Annotated in this window: 14 protein-coding genes; 7 read left to right on the forward strand and 7 right to left on the reverse strand. The window is 71.1% G+C overall.

All coding sequences use genetic code 11. From position 1 onward, the window contains the following. The first annotated feature begins 3 nt into the window (after positions 1-3). On the forward strand, positions 4-597 hold the full coding sequence (idi, locus tag OHT77_RS07565) for an isopentenyl-diphosphate Delta-isomerase (RefSeq protein ID WP_266766537.1): 594 nt from the start codon (positions 4-6) through the stop codon (positions 595-597). Between the two features lie 6 nt (positions 598-603). Here the strand turns inward: idi and OHT77_RS07570 are convergent, their stop codons facing one another. Beyond that, positions 604-1,149, reverse strand: coding sequence for an ATP-binding protein (locus OHT77_RS07570; RefSeq protein WP_266776210.1), 546 nt, complete (start codon positions 1,147-1,149; stop codon positions 604-606). Between the two features lie 204 nt (positions 1,150-1,353). Between OHT77_RS07570 and OHT77_RS07575 the strand changes: the two genes are divergently transcribed. After that, entirely contained in the window at positions 1,354-2,112 is a 759-nt protein-coding gene (locus OHT77_RS07575; protein ID WP_328827254.1) for an enoyl-CoA hydratase/isomerase family protein, read from the forward strand. On the opposite strand, the gene OHT77_RS07580 is transcribed toward OHT77_RS07575, so the two are convergent. Next, on the reverse strand, positions 2,102-2,737 hold the full coding sequence (locus OHT77_RS07580; protein ID WP_328827255.1) for a DJ-1/PfpI family protein: 636 nt from the start codon (positions 2,735-2,737) through the stop codon (positions 2,102-2,104). The two genes, OHT77_RS07575 and OHT77_RS07580, sit on opposite strands and share 11 nt — an antisense overlap. A gap of 129 nt (positions 2,738-2,866) precedes the next feature. Continuing rightward, the gene (locus OHT77_RS07585) at positions 2,867-3,838 is read right to left on the reverse strand and encodes a GlxA family transcriptional regulator (RefSeq protein WP_328827256.1); all 972 of its coding nucleotides are present in this window, start codon (positions 3,836-3,838) and stop codon (positions 2,867-2,869) included. Positions 3,839-3,951: 113 nt separating this feature from the next. Here OHT77_RS07585 and OHT77_RS07590 point away from each other — a divergent pair, with 113 nt between their 5' ends. Beyond that, entirely contained in the window at positions 3,952-4,821 is an 870-nt protein-coding gene (locus OHT77_RS07590; RefSeq protein ID WP_328827257.1) for an SCO6745 family protein, read from the forward strand. A gap of 93 nt (positions 4,822-4,914) precedes the next feature. Beyond that, on the forward strand, positions 4,915-7,311 hold the full coding sequence (locus tag OHT77_RS07595; protein WP_328827258.1) for a Tex family protein: 2,397 nt from the start codon (positions 4,915-4,917) through the stop codon (positions 7,309-7,311). A 180-nt stretch (positions 7,312-7,491) separates the two neighbouring features. Here the strand turns inward: OHT77_RS07595 and OHT77_RS07600 are convergent, their stop codons facing one another. Next, on the reverse strand, positions 7,492-9,135 hold the full coding sequence (locus tag OHT77_RS07600; protein ID WP_328827259.1) for an ABC-F family ATP-binding cassette domain-containing protein: 1,644 nt from the start codon (positions 9,133-9,135) through the stop codon (positions 7,492-7,494). 144 nt (positions 9,136-9,279) lie between these two features. On the opposite strand from OHT77_RS07600, the gene OHT77_RS07605 reads away from it, so the two are divergent. Next, the gene (locus OHT77_RS07605) at positions 9,280-10,251 is read left to right on the forward strand and encodes an FAD-dependent oxidoreductase (protein WP_328827260.1); all 972 of its coding nucleotides are present in this window, start codon (positions 9,280-9,282) and stop codon (positions 10,249-10,251) included. A 136-nt stretch (positions 10,252-10,387) separates the two neighbouring features. Here OHT77_RS07605 and OHT77_RS07610 read toward each other — a convergent pair whose 3' ends face one another. Further along, positions 10,388-12,337, reverse strand: a complete 1,950-nt coding sequence (locus tag OHT77_RS07610; RefSeq protein ID WP_328827261.1) for a Xaa-Pro dipeptidyl-peptidase — start codon at positions 12,335-12,337, stop codon at positions 10,388-10,390. Between the two features lie 222 nt (positions 12,338-12,559). Here OHT77_RS07610 and OHT77_RS07615 point away from each other — a divergent pair, with 222 nt between their 5' ends. After that, positions 12,560-14,047 (forward strand): M1 family metallopeptidase, encoded by a 1,488-nt coding sequence (locus OHT77_RS07615; RefSeq protein WP_328827262.1) that lies wholly within the window; start codon positions 12,560-12,562, stop codon positions 14,045-14,047. A 94-nt stretch (positions 14,048-14,141) separates the two neighbouring features. On the opposite strand, the gene OHT77_RS07620 is transcribed toward OHT77_RS07615, so the two are convergent. Then, complete coding sequence (locus OHT77_RS07620; protein WP_328827263.1) at positions 14,142-15,071, reverse strand: PfkB family carbohydrate kinase; 930 nt, start codon at positions 15,069-15,071, stop codon at positions 14,142-14,144. A 147-nt stretch (positions 15,072-15,218) separates the two neighbouring features. Continuing rightward, on the reverse strand, positions 15,219-15,698 hold the full coding sequence (locus OHT77_RS07625) for a macro domain-containing protein (protein WP_328827264.1): 480 nt from the start codon (positions 15,696-15,698) through the stop codon (positions 15,219-15,221). 80 nt (positions 15,699-15,778) lie between these two features. Between OHT77_RS07625 and OHT77_RS07630 the strand changes: the two genes are divergently transcribed. Then, positions 15,779-16,492: a MerR family transcriptional regulator gene (locus OHT77_RS07630; RefSeq protein ID WP_328827265.1), complete on the forward strand. Its 714-nt coding sequence runs from the start codon at positions 15,779-15,781 to the stop codon at positions 16,490-16,492. Positions 16,493-16,498 lie beyond the last annotated feature (6 nt).

Consider the following 16,498-nt stretch of genomic DNA (forward strand, 5'->3'; position numbering starts at 1 on the left):
GGTATGCCGACCACACCTGCCACCGCGACGCACAGCTCGTCGAACGGCACCGCTGAAGCGATCTTGCTCGAACTGGTCGACGAGAACGGCGTGACGATCGGCACCGCCGAGAAGCTCGCCGCCCATCAGCCGCCGGGGCAGCTGCACCGCGCCTTCTCCGTCTTCCTCTTCGACGAGCAGGGCCGGCTCCTGCTCCAGCAGCGGGCGCTCGGCAAGTACCACTCCCCCGGTGTGTGGTCCAACACGTGCTGCGGCCACCCCTACCCCGGCGAGGCCCCCTTCGCGGCGGCCGCCCGGCGGACGTTCGAGGAGCTGGGCGTGTCCCCGACGCTGCTCGCCGAGGCGGGCACGGTCCGCTACAACCACCCGGACCCGGACTCGGGCCTGGTGGAGCAGGAGTACAACCACCTCTTCGTCGGCATGGTGCAGTCCACGCTGCGGCCGGACCCGGAGGAGGTGGGCACGACCGCGTTCGTGACCCCCGCCGAGCTGGCGGAGCGGCACGCGAAGGACCCGTTCTCGTCCTGGTTCATGACGGTGCTGGACGCGGCCCGTCCGGCGGTCAGGGAGCTGACGGGCCCGTCCGCGGGCTGGTGAGCGGCGCTACGGCAGCTGCGCGCGGGTGAGCGGCAGGGCGGCCCAGATCACCTTGCCGCCGCTCGCGGTGTGCTCGACGTCGCACACCCCGCCCGCCTCCCGGGTCACCTCGCGCACCAGCAGCAGTCCCCGGCCGCCGGTCTCGTCGTGGTCGGCCACCAGGGCGGTCGGACGGTAGGGGTGGTTGTCCTCGACGGACACCCGCACCCACTCGGCCCCGACGGCGACCTCCACGGCGAGGGTCGGCGACAGCAGCGCCGCGTGCCGGACCGCGTTGGTGACCAGCTCGGAGACGATCAGCAGCAGCCCCTGCAGCACCTCGTCCGAGAGGGGCACGCCCTGCCGGTGGAGCAGGTCCCGTACGGCATGCCGCGCCTGCGGGACGGAGACGTCGACGGCGGAGGCGGTGAACCGCCAGACTCCCTCGTACGGCAGCGGGCCCGGCGGGGCGGAGGCGGGATCCGGGGCGGGAGCGGGATCCGATCCGGGATCCGGGGGATCGTCTCTGCCACCTTCTGGACGTGGGGCCGACCCACGCCCGCGGTTCTCCATCGTCCGGTCGCCACCCTTGCGCTCGATTGTCACCACACGACGAGTGTTGGCATCGACCCCCGCCACCCCGGATGACTGAACAGAAGTCAGCAGTTATCGGACGCTTTCTGATCGTTGCTGCGGGGATCGATCGACTCCAGGACCGCCCGTGTCCCACTCGTACCGACTTCGCGAACTCTTCGGGTTGTACGTAGCATCCGGCCCATGGAGCCCCGCCTGCTGCACGACGTCACCGACTCCGTCGCCACCGTCGTCATCCACCACCCCGGCAAGCGCAACGCGATGACCGCCGAGATGTGGCGGGCGCTGCCGCCGCTGCTCGACACGCTCGCCGCCGATCCGGCCGTACGGGCGCTCGTGCTGACCGGCGAGGGCGGGACCTTCTGCGCCGGGGCCGACATCTCGACGCTGCGTGCGGAACCGAGTGCGGCACAGGCGCTTTCGGTGCTCGCGGAGGAGGCGCTCGCGGCATTCCCGAAGCCCACGGTGGCGACGGTGCGGGGGCATTGTGTGGGCGGCGGGGCGCAGTTGGCGGCTGCGTGCGATCTGCGGTTCGCGGAGGAGGGGGCGCTGTTCGGGGTGACTCCCGCGAAGCTCGGGATCGTGTATCCGGCGTCCGCGACACGGCGGCTGGTGTCGCTGGTCGGCCCCGGGACCGCCAAGTACCTGCTGTTCTCCGGCGAGTTGATCGACGCGGAGCGGGCGCTGCGCACGGGGTTCGTCGACGAGCTGCTGCCCGAGGGCGAACTCGCCAAGCGGGTCGCGGAGTTCACCCGGGTGCTGGTGTCCCGCTCGCAGCTGACCCAGGCGTCGGCGAAGGAGTTCGCCAACGGCCGCACGGACAGGGACGGTTACTGGGCGGACCAGGCGCGCGGCAGCGGCGACACCGCGGAGGGCGTCACCGCGTTCCTGGAGCGCAGGGAGCCGCGCTTCACCTGGACCGCATCCGGGACTACGTCGTGATGAACCGGCTGTTCGCCCGGAACTTCTCCACGAGGTGCGCGGGCGCCTTCTGCGGGGACCCCGCGTCGTAGGGCGGCTGCGGGTCGTACTCGGTCAACAGCTGTACGGCCTGGGCGTGTTCGTCCCCGGCGATCCTGCCGAGCAGGGCGAGCCCCATGTCGATGCCGGAGGAGACCCCGGCCGCGGTGACGTACTTCCCGTCGGTCACGACCCGCTCCCCCGTCGGCTCGACGCCGAACCGCTTCAGCTGCTCCAGCGCCAGCCAGTGGGAGGTCGCCCTGCGCCCCTCCAGCAGCCCGGCCGCGGCCAGCAGCAGGGAGCCCGTGCACACCGAGGTCGTCCAGGTGCTGGTGGCGTCGGCGGTGCGCAGCCAGTCCAGGAGGGTCGCGTTGTCCATCTGCGGGGTCTGACCCGGGCCGCCCGGGACGACCACGATGTCGGGGGTCGGCACGTCGGCGAGGGTGCGGTCGGCGACAAGCGCCAGGTTGCCGCTCTCGTTGCGGACCGGGCCGGCCGCTTCGGCGACGAAGACGGTCTCGGCGCCGGGGAGGCGGCCGAGGGTTTCGTAGGGGCCGATGGCGTCGAGGGCGGTGAAGCGGTCGAAGAGGACGATGGCGATCTGCATCGGGGCCTTTCGTGTTCGGTGCTCGGCGGGGTGGGGTTTGTGGGGGCAGGTGGTTCGTTCGCTGCGGGGCGGTGGGGGCCGGTCGCGCAGTTCCCCGCGCCCCTGAAGGGCGCTGTCCGCATGCCGCGTTCATCGAGTGGGTGCTGCCCTTGTGCTCTGTGTGGGGTGGAAGCGGCGGCGGTATTCCGCCGGGGGTGTGCCGAGGGCCTTGAGGAAGGCCCGGCGCATGGATTCGGGGGTGCCGTAGCCGCTGGCCCGGGAGATCTCCTCGATGCCGTCGGCGGTGTCCTCCAGGAGGCGGCGGGCGTGTTCGAGGCGGACACGGTCGACGTAGCGGCCGGGGGGCATGCCGGTCTCCAACTGGAAGGCGCGGGCGAAATGGCGGGGCGAGAGTCGGGCGCGGGCGGCCAGGGTCTCGACGCTCAGGTCGGCGCCGGGGTGCTCGGTGATCCACTGCTGGACCTCGCGGAGGGGTTCCCGGTGGGCCGTCTGGGCGGCCAGCTGGGCGCTGAACTGGGCCTGGTTCCCGGGGCGGCGGAGGAACACGACCAAGTGGCGGGCGATGGTCAGTGCCGTGTCGCGGCCCAGGTCCTCCTCGACCAACGCGAGGGCGAGGTCGATGCCCGAGGTGACACCGGCGGACGTCGAGACGCGGCCGTCGCGGACGTAGATCGGGTCGGGGTCGACCTCCACGGCGGGGTGGTCGCGGGCTAGTTTCGCGCAGTACGCCCAGTGCGTGGTGGCCCGGCGGCCGTCCAGGAGGCCCGCCTCGGCGAGCAGGATCGCCCCGGTGCACACGGAGACCAGCCGCTCGGCGCGCGGCCCGTGCGCGCGCAGCCAGTCGGTCACGCGCGGGTCCGGACCGCGTGTGCCGGGGCCGCCGGGGACGAGGAGGGTGTGCGGGGCGGGCGCGTCGTCCAGGGACGAGTCCGGTACGACGGTCAGGCCGCTGGAGGTGCGCACCGGGCCGCCGTCCAGGGAGGCCGTGCGGACGCGATAGGTCCCCGGGACCTGCGCCTCGGCGCCCGCGAAGACCTCCGCGGGACCGGTGACGTCGAGGCTCTGGACATCGTCGAAGAGGACCACCAGGACGGTTCGCATACCGTCGATTCTTCGCGCCCCGGACGATGGCCGCAACGACGGATACCCCACCTTTCCTGCCATGCCGTACCGGCGCTTTCGCGTCGTACCGACCAGTCGGTAACGTGAGCGTCATGACTACTGCCGCCGTAGATCCCCGTGCCGGGCGCCGCTGCCACAACGCGCTCAACTCCCTGCACGCCACGCTCTACTTCTCGCCCGACCTGGGGAAGGAATTCGGCGCGCTCGGAATCACCCACCCCGGGGCCGTCAATTTCGCCGTGCGCGCGGCGGCGATGGGCGCGGTCGGCCCCGGCACGGTGACGTCGACCTTCTACAACTACAAGTACGACCTCGTGGCCCGGCACGTGCCCGCCGTCTGGGAAACCGCCTCCCCGGAGCAGTGCCTTCACGCACGCACGCGTGCCGTCGACGCGACCCTGCGGCGGCTGCTCGGCGAGGACGTCGTGGCGTCGGAGGAGATGGCGGAGGCCGCCCGGCTGGCGCTGCGGGCCGCCGAGGCGTGCACGCGCCCGGCCCGCCCCCTGTACGCGGCGTACGCCGACCTGCCGGTCCCCGAGGAGCCGCACCTCGCCTACTTCCACGCGGCCACCCTGCTGCGCGAACACCGCGGCGACGGTCATCTGACCGCCCTGCTCTCCGCCGGACTCGACGGCCTGGAGGCCGTGGTCACCCACACCGCGACCGGCAGGGGCACCACCCCGAAGTGGGTGTTCCGCACCCGCGGCTGGAACCAGGAGGAATGGGACGCCACGTCGGAGCGGCTCCGCGAGCGCGGACTGCTCGACGGGGAGGGCGAGTTGACCGAGGCCGGGGTCGCGCTGCGCGCCGGGATCGAGTCGGAGACCGACCGGCTGGACCGGGCGCCGTACGAACACCTGGGCGCCGAAGGGGTCGTACGTCTGACCGAGTTGGCCACCGGATTCGCGCGGGGCGCGCTCGCCGCCGGGGCGTTTCCCCGGGATCTGCTCGGCAAGAGCTAGAGACGGGACCCGCAGGACAGCGCCCTGATCCCCGGTTGTCAGTGCCACCTGCCACAATTGCCGCGCAACCTCAGTGGAGAAGGCGGTACGGGCGTGACGACACCCCTCGTAGGGTCCATCGAAGGCAGGATCGCCGAGGAGCTCGGCGTACGGGAGCGGCAGGTGAAGGCCGCCGTCGAGCTGCTCGACGGCGGATCGACGGTGCCCTTCATCGCCCGCTACCGCAAGGAAGCGACCGAGATGCTCGACGACGCGCAGCTGCGCACGCTCGAGGAGCGGCTGCGCTATCTGCGGGAGCTGGAGGAGCGGCGGACCGCCATCCTCGAATCGGTGCGCGAGCAGGGCAAGCTCACGGAGGAGCTGGAGGCGCGGATCCGGGCCGCCGAGACCAAGGCGCGCCTCGAGGACATCTACCTCCCGTACAAGCCCAAGCGGCGCACCAAGGCGCAGATCGCGCGCGAGGCCGGCCTGGAGCCGCTCGCGGACGGCCTGTTGGGCGACCCGAGCGTGGAACCACTGGCCGCTGCCGCCGCGTTCGTCGACGCCGACAAGGGTGTCGCCGATCCGCAGGCCGCCCTGGACGGCGCCCGCGCGATCCTCACCGAGCGGTTCTCGGAGGACGCCGACCTCATCGGCGAGCTGCGTGAGCGGATGTGGGGACGCGGGCGGCTCGCCGCGAAGGTGCGGGACGGCAAGGAGGAGGCGGGTGCCAAGTTCTCCGACTACTTCGACTTCTCGGAGCCCTTCACCGCGCTGCCCTCGCACCGCATCCTCGCGATGCTGCGCGGCGAGAAGGAGGAGGTCCTCGACCTCGTCCTGGAGCCCGAGGAGGCCACCGAGGGACCCTCGTCCTACGAGGGGATGGTCGCCCATCGCTTCCAGGTCTTCGACCGGGGCCGTCCCGGCGACAAGTGGCTCCAGGACACGGTCCGTTGGGCCTGGCGCACCCGCATCCTCGTGCACCTCGGCATCGACCTGCGGCTCCGGCTGCGCACGGCCGCCGAGGACGAGGCGGTCAACGTCTTCGCCTCGAACCTGCGGGACCTGCTGCTCGCCGCCCCGGCCGGCACGCGCGCGACGCTGGGTCTGGACCCCGGTTTCCGTACGGGCGTGAAGGTGGCCGTCGTCGACGCCACCGGCAAGGTCGTGGCCACGGACGTGATCTACCCGCACGTCCCGGCCAACAAGTGGGACGACGCCCTCGCCAAGCTGGCGCGGCTCTCCGCGCAGCATTCGGTCGACCTGATCGCGATCGGCAACGGCACGGCGTCCCGCGAGACCGACAAGCTCGCCGGTGAACTCATCACCAAGCACCCGGAGTTGAACCTCACCAAGGTGATGGTCTCCGAGGCCGGCGCGTCCGTGTACTCGGCGTCCGCGTTCGCCTCGCAGGAACTGCCGGACATGGACGTGTCGTTGCGCGGCGCGGTCTCCATCGCGCGCCGACTCCAGGACCCCCTGGCCGAGTTGGTGAAGATCGACCCCAAGTCGATCGGCGTCGGCCAGTACCAGCACGACCTGTCCGAGGTGAAGCTGTCGCGCTCGCTGGACGCGGTGGTCGAGGACTGTGTGAACGGCGTCGGCGTGGACGTCAACACGGCCTCCGCGCCGCTCCTTTCACGCGTCTCCGGCATCACCTCCGGCCTCGCCGAGAACATCGTGTCGCACCGCGACGCCAACGGCCCGTTCACGTCGCGTACGCAGCTGAAGAACGTGGCACGGCTCGGCCCGAAGGCGTACGAGCAGTGCGCGGGCTTCCTCCGCATCCGCGGTGGCGCCGACCCGCTCGACGCGTCCAGCGTGCACCCCGAGGCGTACCCGGTCGTCCGGCGGATGGTGAAGAGCGCGGGCAGCGAGGTGGCGTCGCTGATCGGCAACACGTCGGTGCTGCGCTCGCTGAAGCCGACGGAGTTCGTGGACGAGACGTTCGGTCTGCCCACCGTGACCGACATCCTCAAGGAGCTGGAGAAGCCGGGGCGCGACCCGCGGCCCGCCTTCAAGACGGCCACGTTCAAGGACGGCGTCGAGAAGATCTCCGACCTGACCTCCGGGATGGTCCTGGAGGGCGTCGTCACCAACGTCGCCGCGTTCGGGGCGTTCATCGACATCGGCGTCCACCAGGACGGTCTGGCGCACGTGTCCGCCCTGTCCAAGACGTTCGTCAAGGACCCGCGCGACGTGGTCAAGCCCGGCGACATCGTCAAGGTGAAGGTCCTCGACATCGACATCCCGCGCAAGCGGATCTCCCTGACCCTGCGCCTGGACGACGAGGCGGGGGCCTCCGGCGGGGAGCGGCGTCAGCAGGGCGGGGGCGGCGAGCGTCGGCAGCAGGGCGGTGGGCGTCCGCCGCAGCAGCGCCAGCAGGGGCGCCAGGGTGGTCAAGGTGGCGGCGGTTCGCGGCAGGCGGCTGCTCCGCCGGCCAACAGCGCGATGGCCGACGCCCTCCGGAAGGCCGGGCTGCTGGACCAGGGCAAGAAGGGCAAGCGCTGACGGTTCGTGCCGGTCAGGTGGTGGGGAGCTGCGGGTCCGTCGTGGCTGGTCGCGCAGTTCCCCTCGGCGGCGACAAAGAGGCGCGGTCGGAATTACGACACCCTGCGGGCAGCGCCCTTTTTTCAGGGGCGCGGGGAACTGCGCGACCAGCCACGACGCCGCCGCAGACGACCGAGACCGCTACCGCGCCTCCGTCACCTTCCCGTCCGCGACCTCCAACCGCCGCGTCACCTGCACCGCATCCAGCATCCGCCGATCATGAGTGACCAGAAGCAGCGTCCCCTCGTACGCATCGAGCGCCGACTCCAGCTGCTCGATCGCCGGCAGGTCGAGATGGTTCGTGGGCTCGTCCAGGACCAGGAGATTCACCCCTCGGCCTTGGAGCAGGGCAAGGGCGGAACGGGTCCGCTCACCCGGTGACAGCGTCCCGGCGGGACGCATCACGTGGTGGGCCTTGAGGCCGAACTTGGCGAGCAGGGTGCGGACTTCGGCCGGTTCGGTGTCCGGCACGGCCGCGCAGAACGCGTCGAGCAGGGACTCCGTGCCGTGGAACAGCTGGCGGGCCTGATCGACCTCGCCGACCAGGACGCCCGAGCCGAGCGTCGCGTGCCCGGCGTCCAGCGGGATCCGGCCGAGCAGCGCACCGAGGAGGGTCGACTTGCCCGCGCCGTTCGCGCCGGTCACCGCGACCCGGTCCGCCCAGTCGATCTGCAGGGACACCGGACCGAAGCTGAAGTCACCGCGCCGTACCTCGGCATCCCGCAGGGTGGCCACGACCGAGCCCGAGCGGGGCGCGGACGCGATCTCCATGCGCAGCTCCCACTCCTTGCGGGGCTCCTCGACGACATCGAGGCGTTCGATCATGCGCTGGGTCTGCCGGGCCTTCGCCGCCTGCTTCTCGCTCGCCTCGCTGCGGAACTTGCGGCCGAGCTTGTCGTTGTCGTTGCTCGCCTTGCGCCGGGCGTTCTTGACGCCCTTGTCCATCCACCCGCGCTGCATCTGCGCCCGGTCCTGGAGCGCGGAGCGCTTGTCGGCGTACTCCTCGAAGTCGTCGCGGGCGTGCCGGCGCGCGACATCCCGCTCCTCCAGGTACGCCTCGTAGCCGCCGCCGTAGAGGTTGATCTGGTTCTGGGCGAGGTCGAGTTCCAGGACCTTGGTGACCGTGCGGGTGAGGAACTCACGGTCGTGCGAGACGACGACCGTGCCCGCGCGGAGGCCGGAGACGAAGCGTTCGAGGCGCTCCAGGCCGTCGAGGTCCAGGTCGTTGGTGGGTTCGTCGAGCAGGAAGATGTCGTAGCGGGACAGCAGGAGCGAGGCCAGGCCCGCCCGTGCCGCCTGGCCGCCCGACAGGGACGTCATCGGCTGGTCCAGGTCGATGGCGAGGCCCAGGGTGTCGGCGATCTCCTCGGCGCGTTCGTCGAGGTCCGCGCCGCCGAGGTCGAGCCAGCGCTCCAGGCTCGACGAGTACGCGTCGTCGGCGCCGGGTGCGCCGTCCACCAGCGCCTGCGTGGCCTCGTCCATGGTCCGCTGGGCCTCGGCGACCCCCGTGCGGCGCGCGAGGAAGGCCCGCACGCTCTCGCCCGGGCGCCGCTCCGGCTCCTGCGGGAGGTGCCCTACGGTCGCGGCCGGCGGGGAGAGGCGCAGTTCGCCCTCCTCCGGCGCGAGCAGCCCGGCGAGCATCCTGAGCAGGGTGGACTTGCCCGCGCCGTTGGCACCGACCAGACCGATCACATCGCCGGGGGCGACGACGAGGTCGAGCCCGGTGAAGAGGGCGCGGTCGCCGTGTCCGGCGGCGAGATTCTTGGCGACGAGAGTGGCAGTCATCAGGGTGCCGATCCTAATCGGTCCCCTTCACCGCCCTCGCGTCCAGGCCGATGGCCGCGTATTCGTCAGGCATGCCGCGAGCGTCCCCGTCCGCGGAGGGATGGGGGCTCGGCACCGCAGGGCCTGGTCCGCTACCGTCCGCGCATGGAGAGCGGCGTGAGTGGCGGCATAAGTGGCGATGTGATCGTGGTCGGCGGCGGCGTCATCGGACTGACGACGGCCGTCGTGCTGGCGGAGCGCGGGGCGCGGGTGCGGGTGTGGACGCGGGAGCCGGTCGAGCTGACGACCTCGGCGGTCGCGGGCGCGCTGTGGTGGCCGTACCGGATCGAGCCGGAGCCGCTCGTCGGGGAGTGGGCGCTCCAATCGCTCGTCGTGTACGAGGAGTTGGCGGCGCGGCCCGAGGAGACGGGTGTCCGCATGGTCGACGGCGTACAGGGTGAGACCCGGCTGGACGAGCTGGGGTCGTGGGCGGCCCGGGTGCCGGGGCTGCGGGAGGCGCGGGCCGAGGAGTTCGCGGGCGGCGGGCTGTGGGCCCGGCTGCCGCTGATCGACATGTCGGTCCATCTCCCCTGGCTGCGGAACCGGTTCGTGGAACTGGGCGGCACCGTCGAGGAGGCGTCGGTGGCCGATCTCTCCGAGGTGCCGGCGTCCGTCGTGGTCAACTGCACCGGGCTGGACTCCCTGGACCTCGTGCCCGATCGCTCGGTGCGGCCGGTGCGCGGGCAGCTGGTCGTCGTGGAGAACCCGGGGATCACCACCTGGCTGACGTCGGTCGACCACTCGGCCGACACCTCCACGTACTTCTTCCCGCAGCCGGGCGGCCTCATCCTGGGCGGCACCGCCGAGGAGAACGCCTGGTCGATGACCCCCGACCCCGCGACCGCCGAGGCGATCATCGCCCGCTGCGCGGCCTTCCGCCCGGAGATCGCCGAGGCTCGCGTCCTGGAACACCGGGTGGGGTTGCGGCCGACGCGGCCCGCGGTACGGCTGGAGCGTGAAGTACTGCGCGGGGGAAGGGTGTTGGTGCACAACTACGGTCACGGCGGGGCGGGGATCACCGTGGCGTGGGGGTGTGCGCGGGAGGCGGCGGACTTGGTGGGTGTGGGGGCGGCCTGAGGAGTCCGGCCGCGTCAACTCGCCTGCGCGACGAGGCAGTTGAGGAGTCCGGCCGATGCGCCCGCCTGCCCGACGGGAACGGCGGAGCTCCTTCGCTCCGCCGTTCCCGTCTAGCCGTAGTGCCTTGGATCGGTGGTCAGTTGCCCGGGATCCGCTGGGCGGAGCGCGGTGCCAGTACCCCGTCCAGGTCGCTGGACGTGGGGGTCGTGGAACGGGTCCCCGCCGTGGCCTTCCTGAACGCCGACGCGCCGCCGACGAGCGGGAGTTGGGCCGAGGTGCGGGACAGGTCGAGGGCGAGGGTCGGGGTGGTGGACGGGGGGTCTATGAGGTCCTTGTCCGTGCCCGCGACGATCAGGGCGAGGCGGTGTCCCGCGGGGACGACGTGGTCGGTCGCCGCGAGGTCGAGGGTGATGGTGTACGCCTTGCCCGGGGTGAGCGGTACGCCCTTCGTGGCGGAGGCGTAGTGGCCGAGGTCGGCCCAGCCGCGGCTGACGACGTTGTAGTCGACGGCCTTCGTCTTGGCCTGGGTCGCGAGGAAGCAGGCGCTGTCGCCGGCCGTGCTCTCACCCCAGCAGGTGCGGTTGGTGAGCGTGGTGATGCCCTCGGCCGAGTCGGCGTAGTCCCGGATGGTGTCGGGTCCGACGTCCACAAGTACGGCCGAGAGATGGGCCGTTGAGGTGGTGGGCGTCGTGGTGACGGTCACCTTCGAGGAGCCCGACAGGCGCAGGTCCTTCATGAGGGGACCGGTGACGAAACCCGCCTTGTCCGACGTCGACGTATCGATCGCCGCCGCCCAATCGGTCTCGCTCTCCTGCGGGTTGTCGGTGAACGTCTCGGTGCCCGAGCCGGTGCGGAGGCCGAGCGTGCCGACGCCCGGCTGGGTGCCCTGCGCCGGGTGGAGGGTGGTCTTCGCGGTGCCGCTCGGCGGCCAGGTCGCCGACGTCACCCACTGGTCCGGGTGGCGCTCGACGTCGGCCATCGGCTGACGGTCGATCCCGTTGTCGTAGCCGAGGAGTTCGTGGTCGAACCAGCGGTGCAGGGTGTCCACGAAGTCGGCGCGACGGTAGTCGAAGGGGTCGACGTGGCCGGTCTGGGAGAGCCAGATCTTGCGCTCGACGCCGTTCTTGGCGAGGGCGTCCCACCACTGGCCGAAGTTCTTCGTGCGGACGTTGAGGTCCTGCATGCCGTGCACGAGGAACACGCTGGCCTTGACCTTGCTCGCGTCCTTCACGTAGTCGCGCTCGGTCCACAGCGGGGTCCAGTCGCCGTTGCGCGGGGCGCCGTCGACGAGTTTCTGCTGTACGGCCGCGCACTTGGCCTGCGCGTCGGGGCTCTCGACGGCGTCGGACAGCCAGTCGGGGCCGGAGTCGTAGAGCGGGGCGCCCTGGGCGAAGTAGTAGTCGTACCAGGAGGAGATGGAGCTGATCGGGACGATCGTCTTCAGGCCCTTGACGCCGGTGGCGGCGACGCCGTTGGCGATGGTGCCGTCCCAGCTCTTGCCGATCATGCCGGTCTTGCCGTTGGTCCAACTGGCCTGGGTGCGCACGGTTCCGGTGCGTGTGGTGTACGCCTTGGCGCGGCCGTTGAGCCAGTCGACGACGGCTTTCGCGGACTGGATGTCGGAGCGGCCGCCGACGTCGACGCAGCCGTCGGAGCGGTTGGTGCCGGCGAGGTCGACGCCGACGAAGGCGTAGCCGCGGGGCACGAAGTAGTTGTCGTAGAACAGCGGCATCTGGACAACGTTGCCGCGGGCGTCGTAGGTCTTCAGCTGGCTCTCGTTGCCGCGTCCGCAGCAGGAGTAGTAGGGGCTGGCGTCCATGATGACGGGGACCTTGTGGCCCTGGCGGGCGGGTTCGCTCGGCCGGACGATGTCGACGGCGACCCGGTCGGTCTTCCCGTCGCCGTCGCCGTCGAGTCCGGTGTCCACCCAGACGGCCTCGCGGACCGCGTGCGCGTAGGAGTAGACGGGCCGGCTCTCCTGCGGGGCGCTCTGGGCCGTCGCCGGGGTGAGGAAGGCGGCCAGGAGGGCGGCGATCGCCGCCGTCGCGAGCGATCTCCAGATCGTGAAGCTCGTGCGTTTCGGCATGCGCGGACGGTACATCGGTCAACTCCCGCGCAGGAAGAGGCACTCGGGGTCGTGACGGCCGAATGGCGATCGTGTGACAGGAGGGGCCGTGGACAGGCGCCGTGGCACAGGGAGTGAATAGCCTTTGAACAGACTCGCTGGACCGACACCTACGGCACTTCGACCTTCGTGGACCCCCATGGCTCCTCACCTTCTTGTGGAGCCCTACGACTTGGAGTTCTCGTGCACCGCAGAATCATCGCGCCGGGCGCCCTCGCGGCGGCCTCCCTCATGCTGGCGATCCCGGCATCGGCGGCAAGCTACTCCCCCGGCGCTCCGGGCATCGGCGACCCCTATTACCCGTACTACGGCAACGGCGGCTACGACGTCTCGCACTACGACCTGAGGCTCCAATACCAGCCCGCGACCGACGAGTTGGCGGGTACGGCGACGATCCTCGCGAAGACCACGCAGGACCTGTCGCGGTTCAACCTGGACTTCCTGCTCGACGTCAGCGAGATCCGGGTGAACGGCGCGAAGGCGACCTTCGCGACCTCCGGGCAGCACGAGCTGGAGATCACCCCGAAGACCCCGCTGCCCAAGGGCACGCCGATCACGGTCGTCGTCCGCTACAGCGGGGTGCCGTCCACGAAGAGCGCGTACGGCTTCAACACGTGGCACCGCACGCCGGACGGCGCGGTCGCGGCCGACGAGCCCGAGTCCGCGTGGTGGTGGTTCCCGAGCAACGACCACCCCAGCGACAAGGCGACCTACGACGTGTCGGTGGCGGTGCCGGACGGCACCCAGGCGATCTCCAACGGCACGCTCCAGTCGACGAGTTCACAGCTCGGCTGGACCCGCTACAACTGGCGCCAGAACAAGCCGCAGGCGACGTATCTCGCCACACTCGCTCTCGGCAAGTTCGACATCACGACCAGCACCTCGGACGGCGGCGTCCCCGTCATCAACGCCTACAGCAAGGACCTCGGCGACAACGACGGGTCCGCGCGGGCGAGCGTCGAGCGGACCGGGGAGATCGTCGACTGGCTGAGCGGCTACTTCGGGCCGTATCCGTTCAGCAGCGCCGGCGGGTACGTGCCCAACACGACCACCGGGTACGCGCTGGAGACCCAGACCCGCGTCTACTACAGCCCCAAGCAGTTCGCGAACGGCGCCAACACCTCTGTCGTCGTGCACGAGTTGGCGCATCAGTGGTACGGCGACGACGTGTCGCTGAAGGGCTGGAAGGACATCTGGATCAACGAGGGGTTCGCCCGGTACGCGCAGTGGCTGTGGTCGGAGCACGAGGGTGAGGGGACGGCGCAGCAGCTCGCCGACTACGTGTACGCCTCGCATCCGGCGGGCGACGCGTTCTGGACGATCGCGCCGGGTGACCCCGGGCCGGAGGACCAGTTCGAACTGCCCGTCTACGACCGGGGGGCGTTGGCCATTCAGGCGTTGCGCAACGAGGTCGGCGACGATGCGTTCTTCGCCATTCTGAAGGGGTGGCCGAAGGAGCACGCTTACGGCAACGCGTCCGTGGCGGACTTCCGGACTTACGCCGAGCAGGTCTCCGGGAAGCCGTTGTCCGCGCTCTTCGACACGTGGCTGTTCCAGCCGACCAAGCCCGCGGCGCCTGCCGCGCGGAGCGCTTCGATCGCCGGGGTGGGTGTGGCTCCGGTGCAGCCGAAGTCCTGGAAGAAGATCGCGGCTACCAACGACGTGCACTGAGCGTCTGCGTGGTTCTGCGGTGTGGGCGCTGCGGGCCGGGTACGGCTGGTCGCGCCCACGCGGCGGAACCGCGGATTGATACAGCCCCGCGCCTCTAAAGGGGCGCTCCCCTGGCCGTGTCGAGACCGGCCGCCCTCGACAGCAGTTGGTTCCGGTGTATCGGGGCTGTCTCCGTGGACGGCACCGTGCACGCATGCGCCCCCGCGATCGAGCCGTAGAGGGCGGCGCGTTGTGGCGTCTCCCTGTTGAGCCAGCCGTAGAGGAAGGCCGCGGCGAAGGCGTCGCCCGCGCCGTTCGAGTCGATCACCGGTCCGTGGGGCGTGACGGTCGGGATGTGGGTCAGCTCGTCGTCGGCGAAGAGGTACGCGCCCTCCGCTCCGGCGGTGGCGATGACCAGTTCGGCGCGGCCGTTCTCCGCGATGGCTCGCATCGTGCGCTCGGGGGTGCCGGTCAACGCGGTGGTGGAGAGGAAGACGATGTCCGCCGCGTGGGCGAACTCCTCCTGGTACGGGTCCTTGCCGTCCCAGTTGTGCAGGTCCGTCGAGATCGTCGCGCCGGACTCGCGCAGCAGTGGGAGGGCGTGGGCGCAGGGCTGGGTGATGGAGACGTGGGCGTGGCGGCTTCGCGTGGCGAGGGCGCGGACCGTGGGTTCCGGGAGGCGGTCGTCGGGGTGGGTGCGGGTCGCGTCGTAGAGGGAGAGGCGTCGGCCGTCGGGGCCCACGAGGTTGACCGCGCGCTTGGTGCCGGCCGGTTGCGGGATCTCGGTGAGCGGGATGGCGTGGTCGCGGTGCAGGGCGCGGACCAGGTCGCCCTCGGGGTCGGCGCCCAGCATGTCCAGGTGGTGGGTGCGCAGGCCCAGCGCGCTCAGGCCCAGGGCCATGAAGTCGCCGGTCTGCCCGGCGCGGGTGCGGATGCCGGGGTCGATCATGTAGCTGTCGGCGTACGGGAGCGGTAGCTGGGGGACGTGGACGATGGTGTCGACTCCGGCTCCGCCGAGGACGAGGACGTCGATGTCGCGGCTCACGGCTCTCCCTCTCGGACACGGGCAGTGGGTCAGCTGCGGGCAGTGAGTCAAGCAGTCGCCGACGATCACCGCAATGAGTTTCGCAAGCCCGTGCAACTCCTTGCAGCGAGGCGCCAGTTGGGCCGCTGCCGGCCCCCGTGGGCCCCCTCAGTCCCCGTGGTCGTACACACTCACCGCGATCCCTCGCCCCACCAGCCGCTCGGTGATCAGCGGTTCGACCCGTGACCACGTGCCGCCCGCCAGCCCGCACCCGATGCGGGGCATGTGGACGGACGCGTCGAGTTCAGCGGCCCTCTCGGCGAGGCGTGTCAGGGCGGTGTCGATCGCGTCGTAGCGGACGGGGACGCCCTTGCTGCCCGTGCGTATCCCGCGCTGGCCGATCATGTTCGCCACCCACACGTGGCGTTCCACCTGGACGAGTTGCACCGCGCCCAGGCCGAAGTCGTTGGCCGCGCGGTCCCGGTGCCATGCCCGGTACGCCTTCTCCGGTTCCGGCCAGCGGCGGGACAGGGCCAGCACGAAGCCCTTTCCCCAGCCCCCGATGTCGTTGCAGACGTGCGCGATCACCTTGACGCCCTTGACCGACGGAACGGTCGCGTCACCCCGTACGTAGTTGATCTCCCCCATGCCGACCACCGTAGACGGCACCACTGACAACGGCCTGTGCGTGGTTTCACAGTGTTGGTGAGACAGCGATACTGCTGCACATGACGACCGACACCGAGGAGCCGACGCTCACGATCGACGAACTGGCCGCGCGGGCCGGTACCACGGTCCGCACCGTCCGGTTCTACAGCACCAAGGGGCTGCTCCCGCCGCCGGTGATCGGGGCGCGGCGGGTCGGGCACTACGGGCAGGAACACCTGTCGCGGCTCGCGCTGATCGAGGAGTTGCAGCAGCAGGGCATGACGCTGGCCGCGATCGAGCGCTACGTGGCGCAACTGCCGCCGGATCTCACCGCGCACGACCTCGCGATCCACCGCGCGGTGGTCGCGTCGTGGGCGCCGGAGGGCACGGAGACCCTGGACCGGCGGGAGTTGGAGCGACGGGCGGGGCGGGCGCTGGACGAGGAGGACGTGGAGCGGCTCGTCGCGATGGGTGTGGTCGTGCTCGACGGGGACTCGTACCGCGTCGACTCCGGACTGCTGCGGCTCGGGGTGCGGCTGCTCGACGTACCGGTGTCCCAGGAGGCGATCCTCGCGTCCCGGAGCGTGCTGATCGAGCATTCCCGGGCGGCGGCCCACGCGTTGTCGCAGGTGTTCCGCGGGGAGGTCTCCCAACGGGCCGCGCAGGACGTGAAGTCCCTGTCCGCGCACATGCAACCGCTGGTCGTACAGGCCCTTCTGACGACCTTTCAGCGGTCGTTGCGCGAGGAACTCCGCGAGTGGCTCAAGGAGTCACCGGAGGACCGGGACGACTGAGCCACT

It is taken from the genome of Streptomyces sp. NBC_00252 (assembly GCF_036187565.1).
Lineage (GTDB): Bacteria > Actinomycetota > Actinomycetes > Streptomycetales > Streptomycetaceae > Streptomyces.

Coding starts and splice junctions, on each gene's coding strand:
- idi (WP_266766537.1), top strand. CDS start 4: ATGCCGACCACACCTGCCACCGCGACGCACAGCTCGTCGAACGGCACC.
- OHT77_RS07570 (WP_266776210.1), bottom strand. CDS start 1,149: ATGGAGAACCGCGGGCGTGGGTCGGCCCCACGTCCAGAAGGTGGCAGA.
- OHT77_RS07575 (WP_328827254.1), top strand. CDS start 1,354: ATGGAGCCCCGCCTGCTGCACGACGTCACCGACTCCGTCGCCACCGTC.
- OHT77_RS07580 (WP_328827255.1), bottom strand. CDS start 2,737: ATGCAGATCGCCATCGTCCTCTTCGACCGCTTCACCGCCCTCGACGCC.
- OHT77_RS07585 (WP_328827256.1), bottom strand. CDS start 3,838: ATGCGAACCGTCCTGGTGGTCCTCTTCGACGATGTCCAGAGCCTCGAC.
- OHT77_RS07590 (WP_328827257.1), top strand. CDS start 3,952: ATGACTACTGCCGCCGTAGATCCCCGTGCCGGGCGCCGCTGCCACAAC.
- OHT77_RS07600 (WP_328827259.1), bottom strand. CDS start 9,135: ATGACTGCCACTCTCGTCGCCAAGAATCTCGCCGCCGGACACGGCGAC.
- OHT77_RS07605 (WP_328827260.1), top strand. CDS start 9,280: ATGGAGAGCGGCGTGAGTGGCGGCATAAGTGGCGATGTGATCGTGGTC.
- OHT77_RS07610 (WP_328827261.1), bottom strand. CDS start 12,337: ATGCCGAAACGCACGAGCTTCACGATCTGGAGATCGCTCGCGACGGCG.
- OHT77_RS07625 (WP_328827264.1), bottom strand. CDS start 15,698: ATGGGGGAGATCAACTACGTACGGGGTGACGCGACCGTTCCGTCGGTC.
- OHT77_RS07630 (WP_328827265.1), top strand. CDS start 15,779: ATGACGACCGACACCGAGGAGCCGACGCTCACGATCGACGAACTGGCC.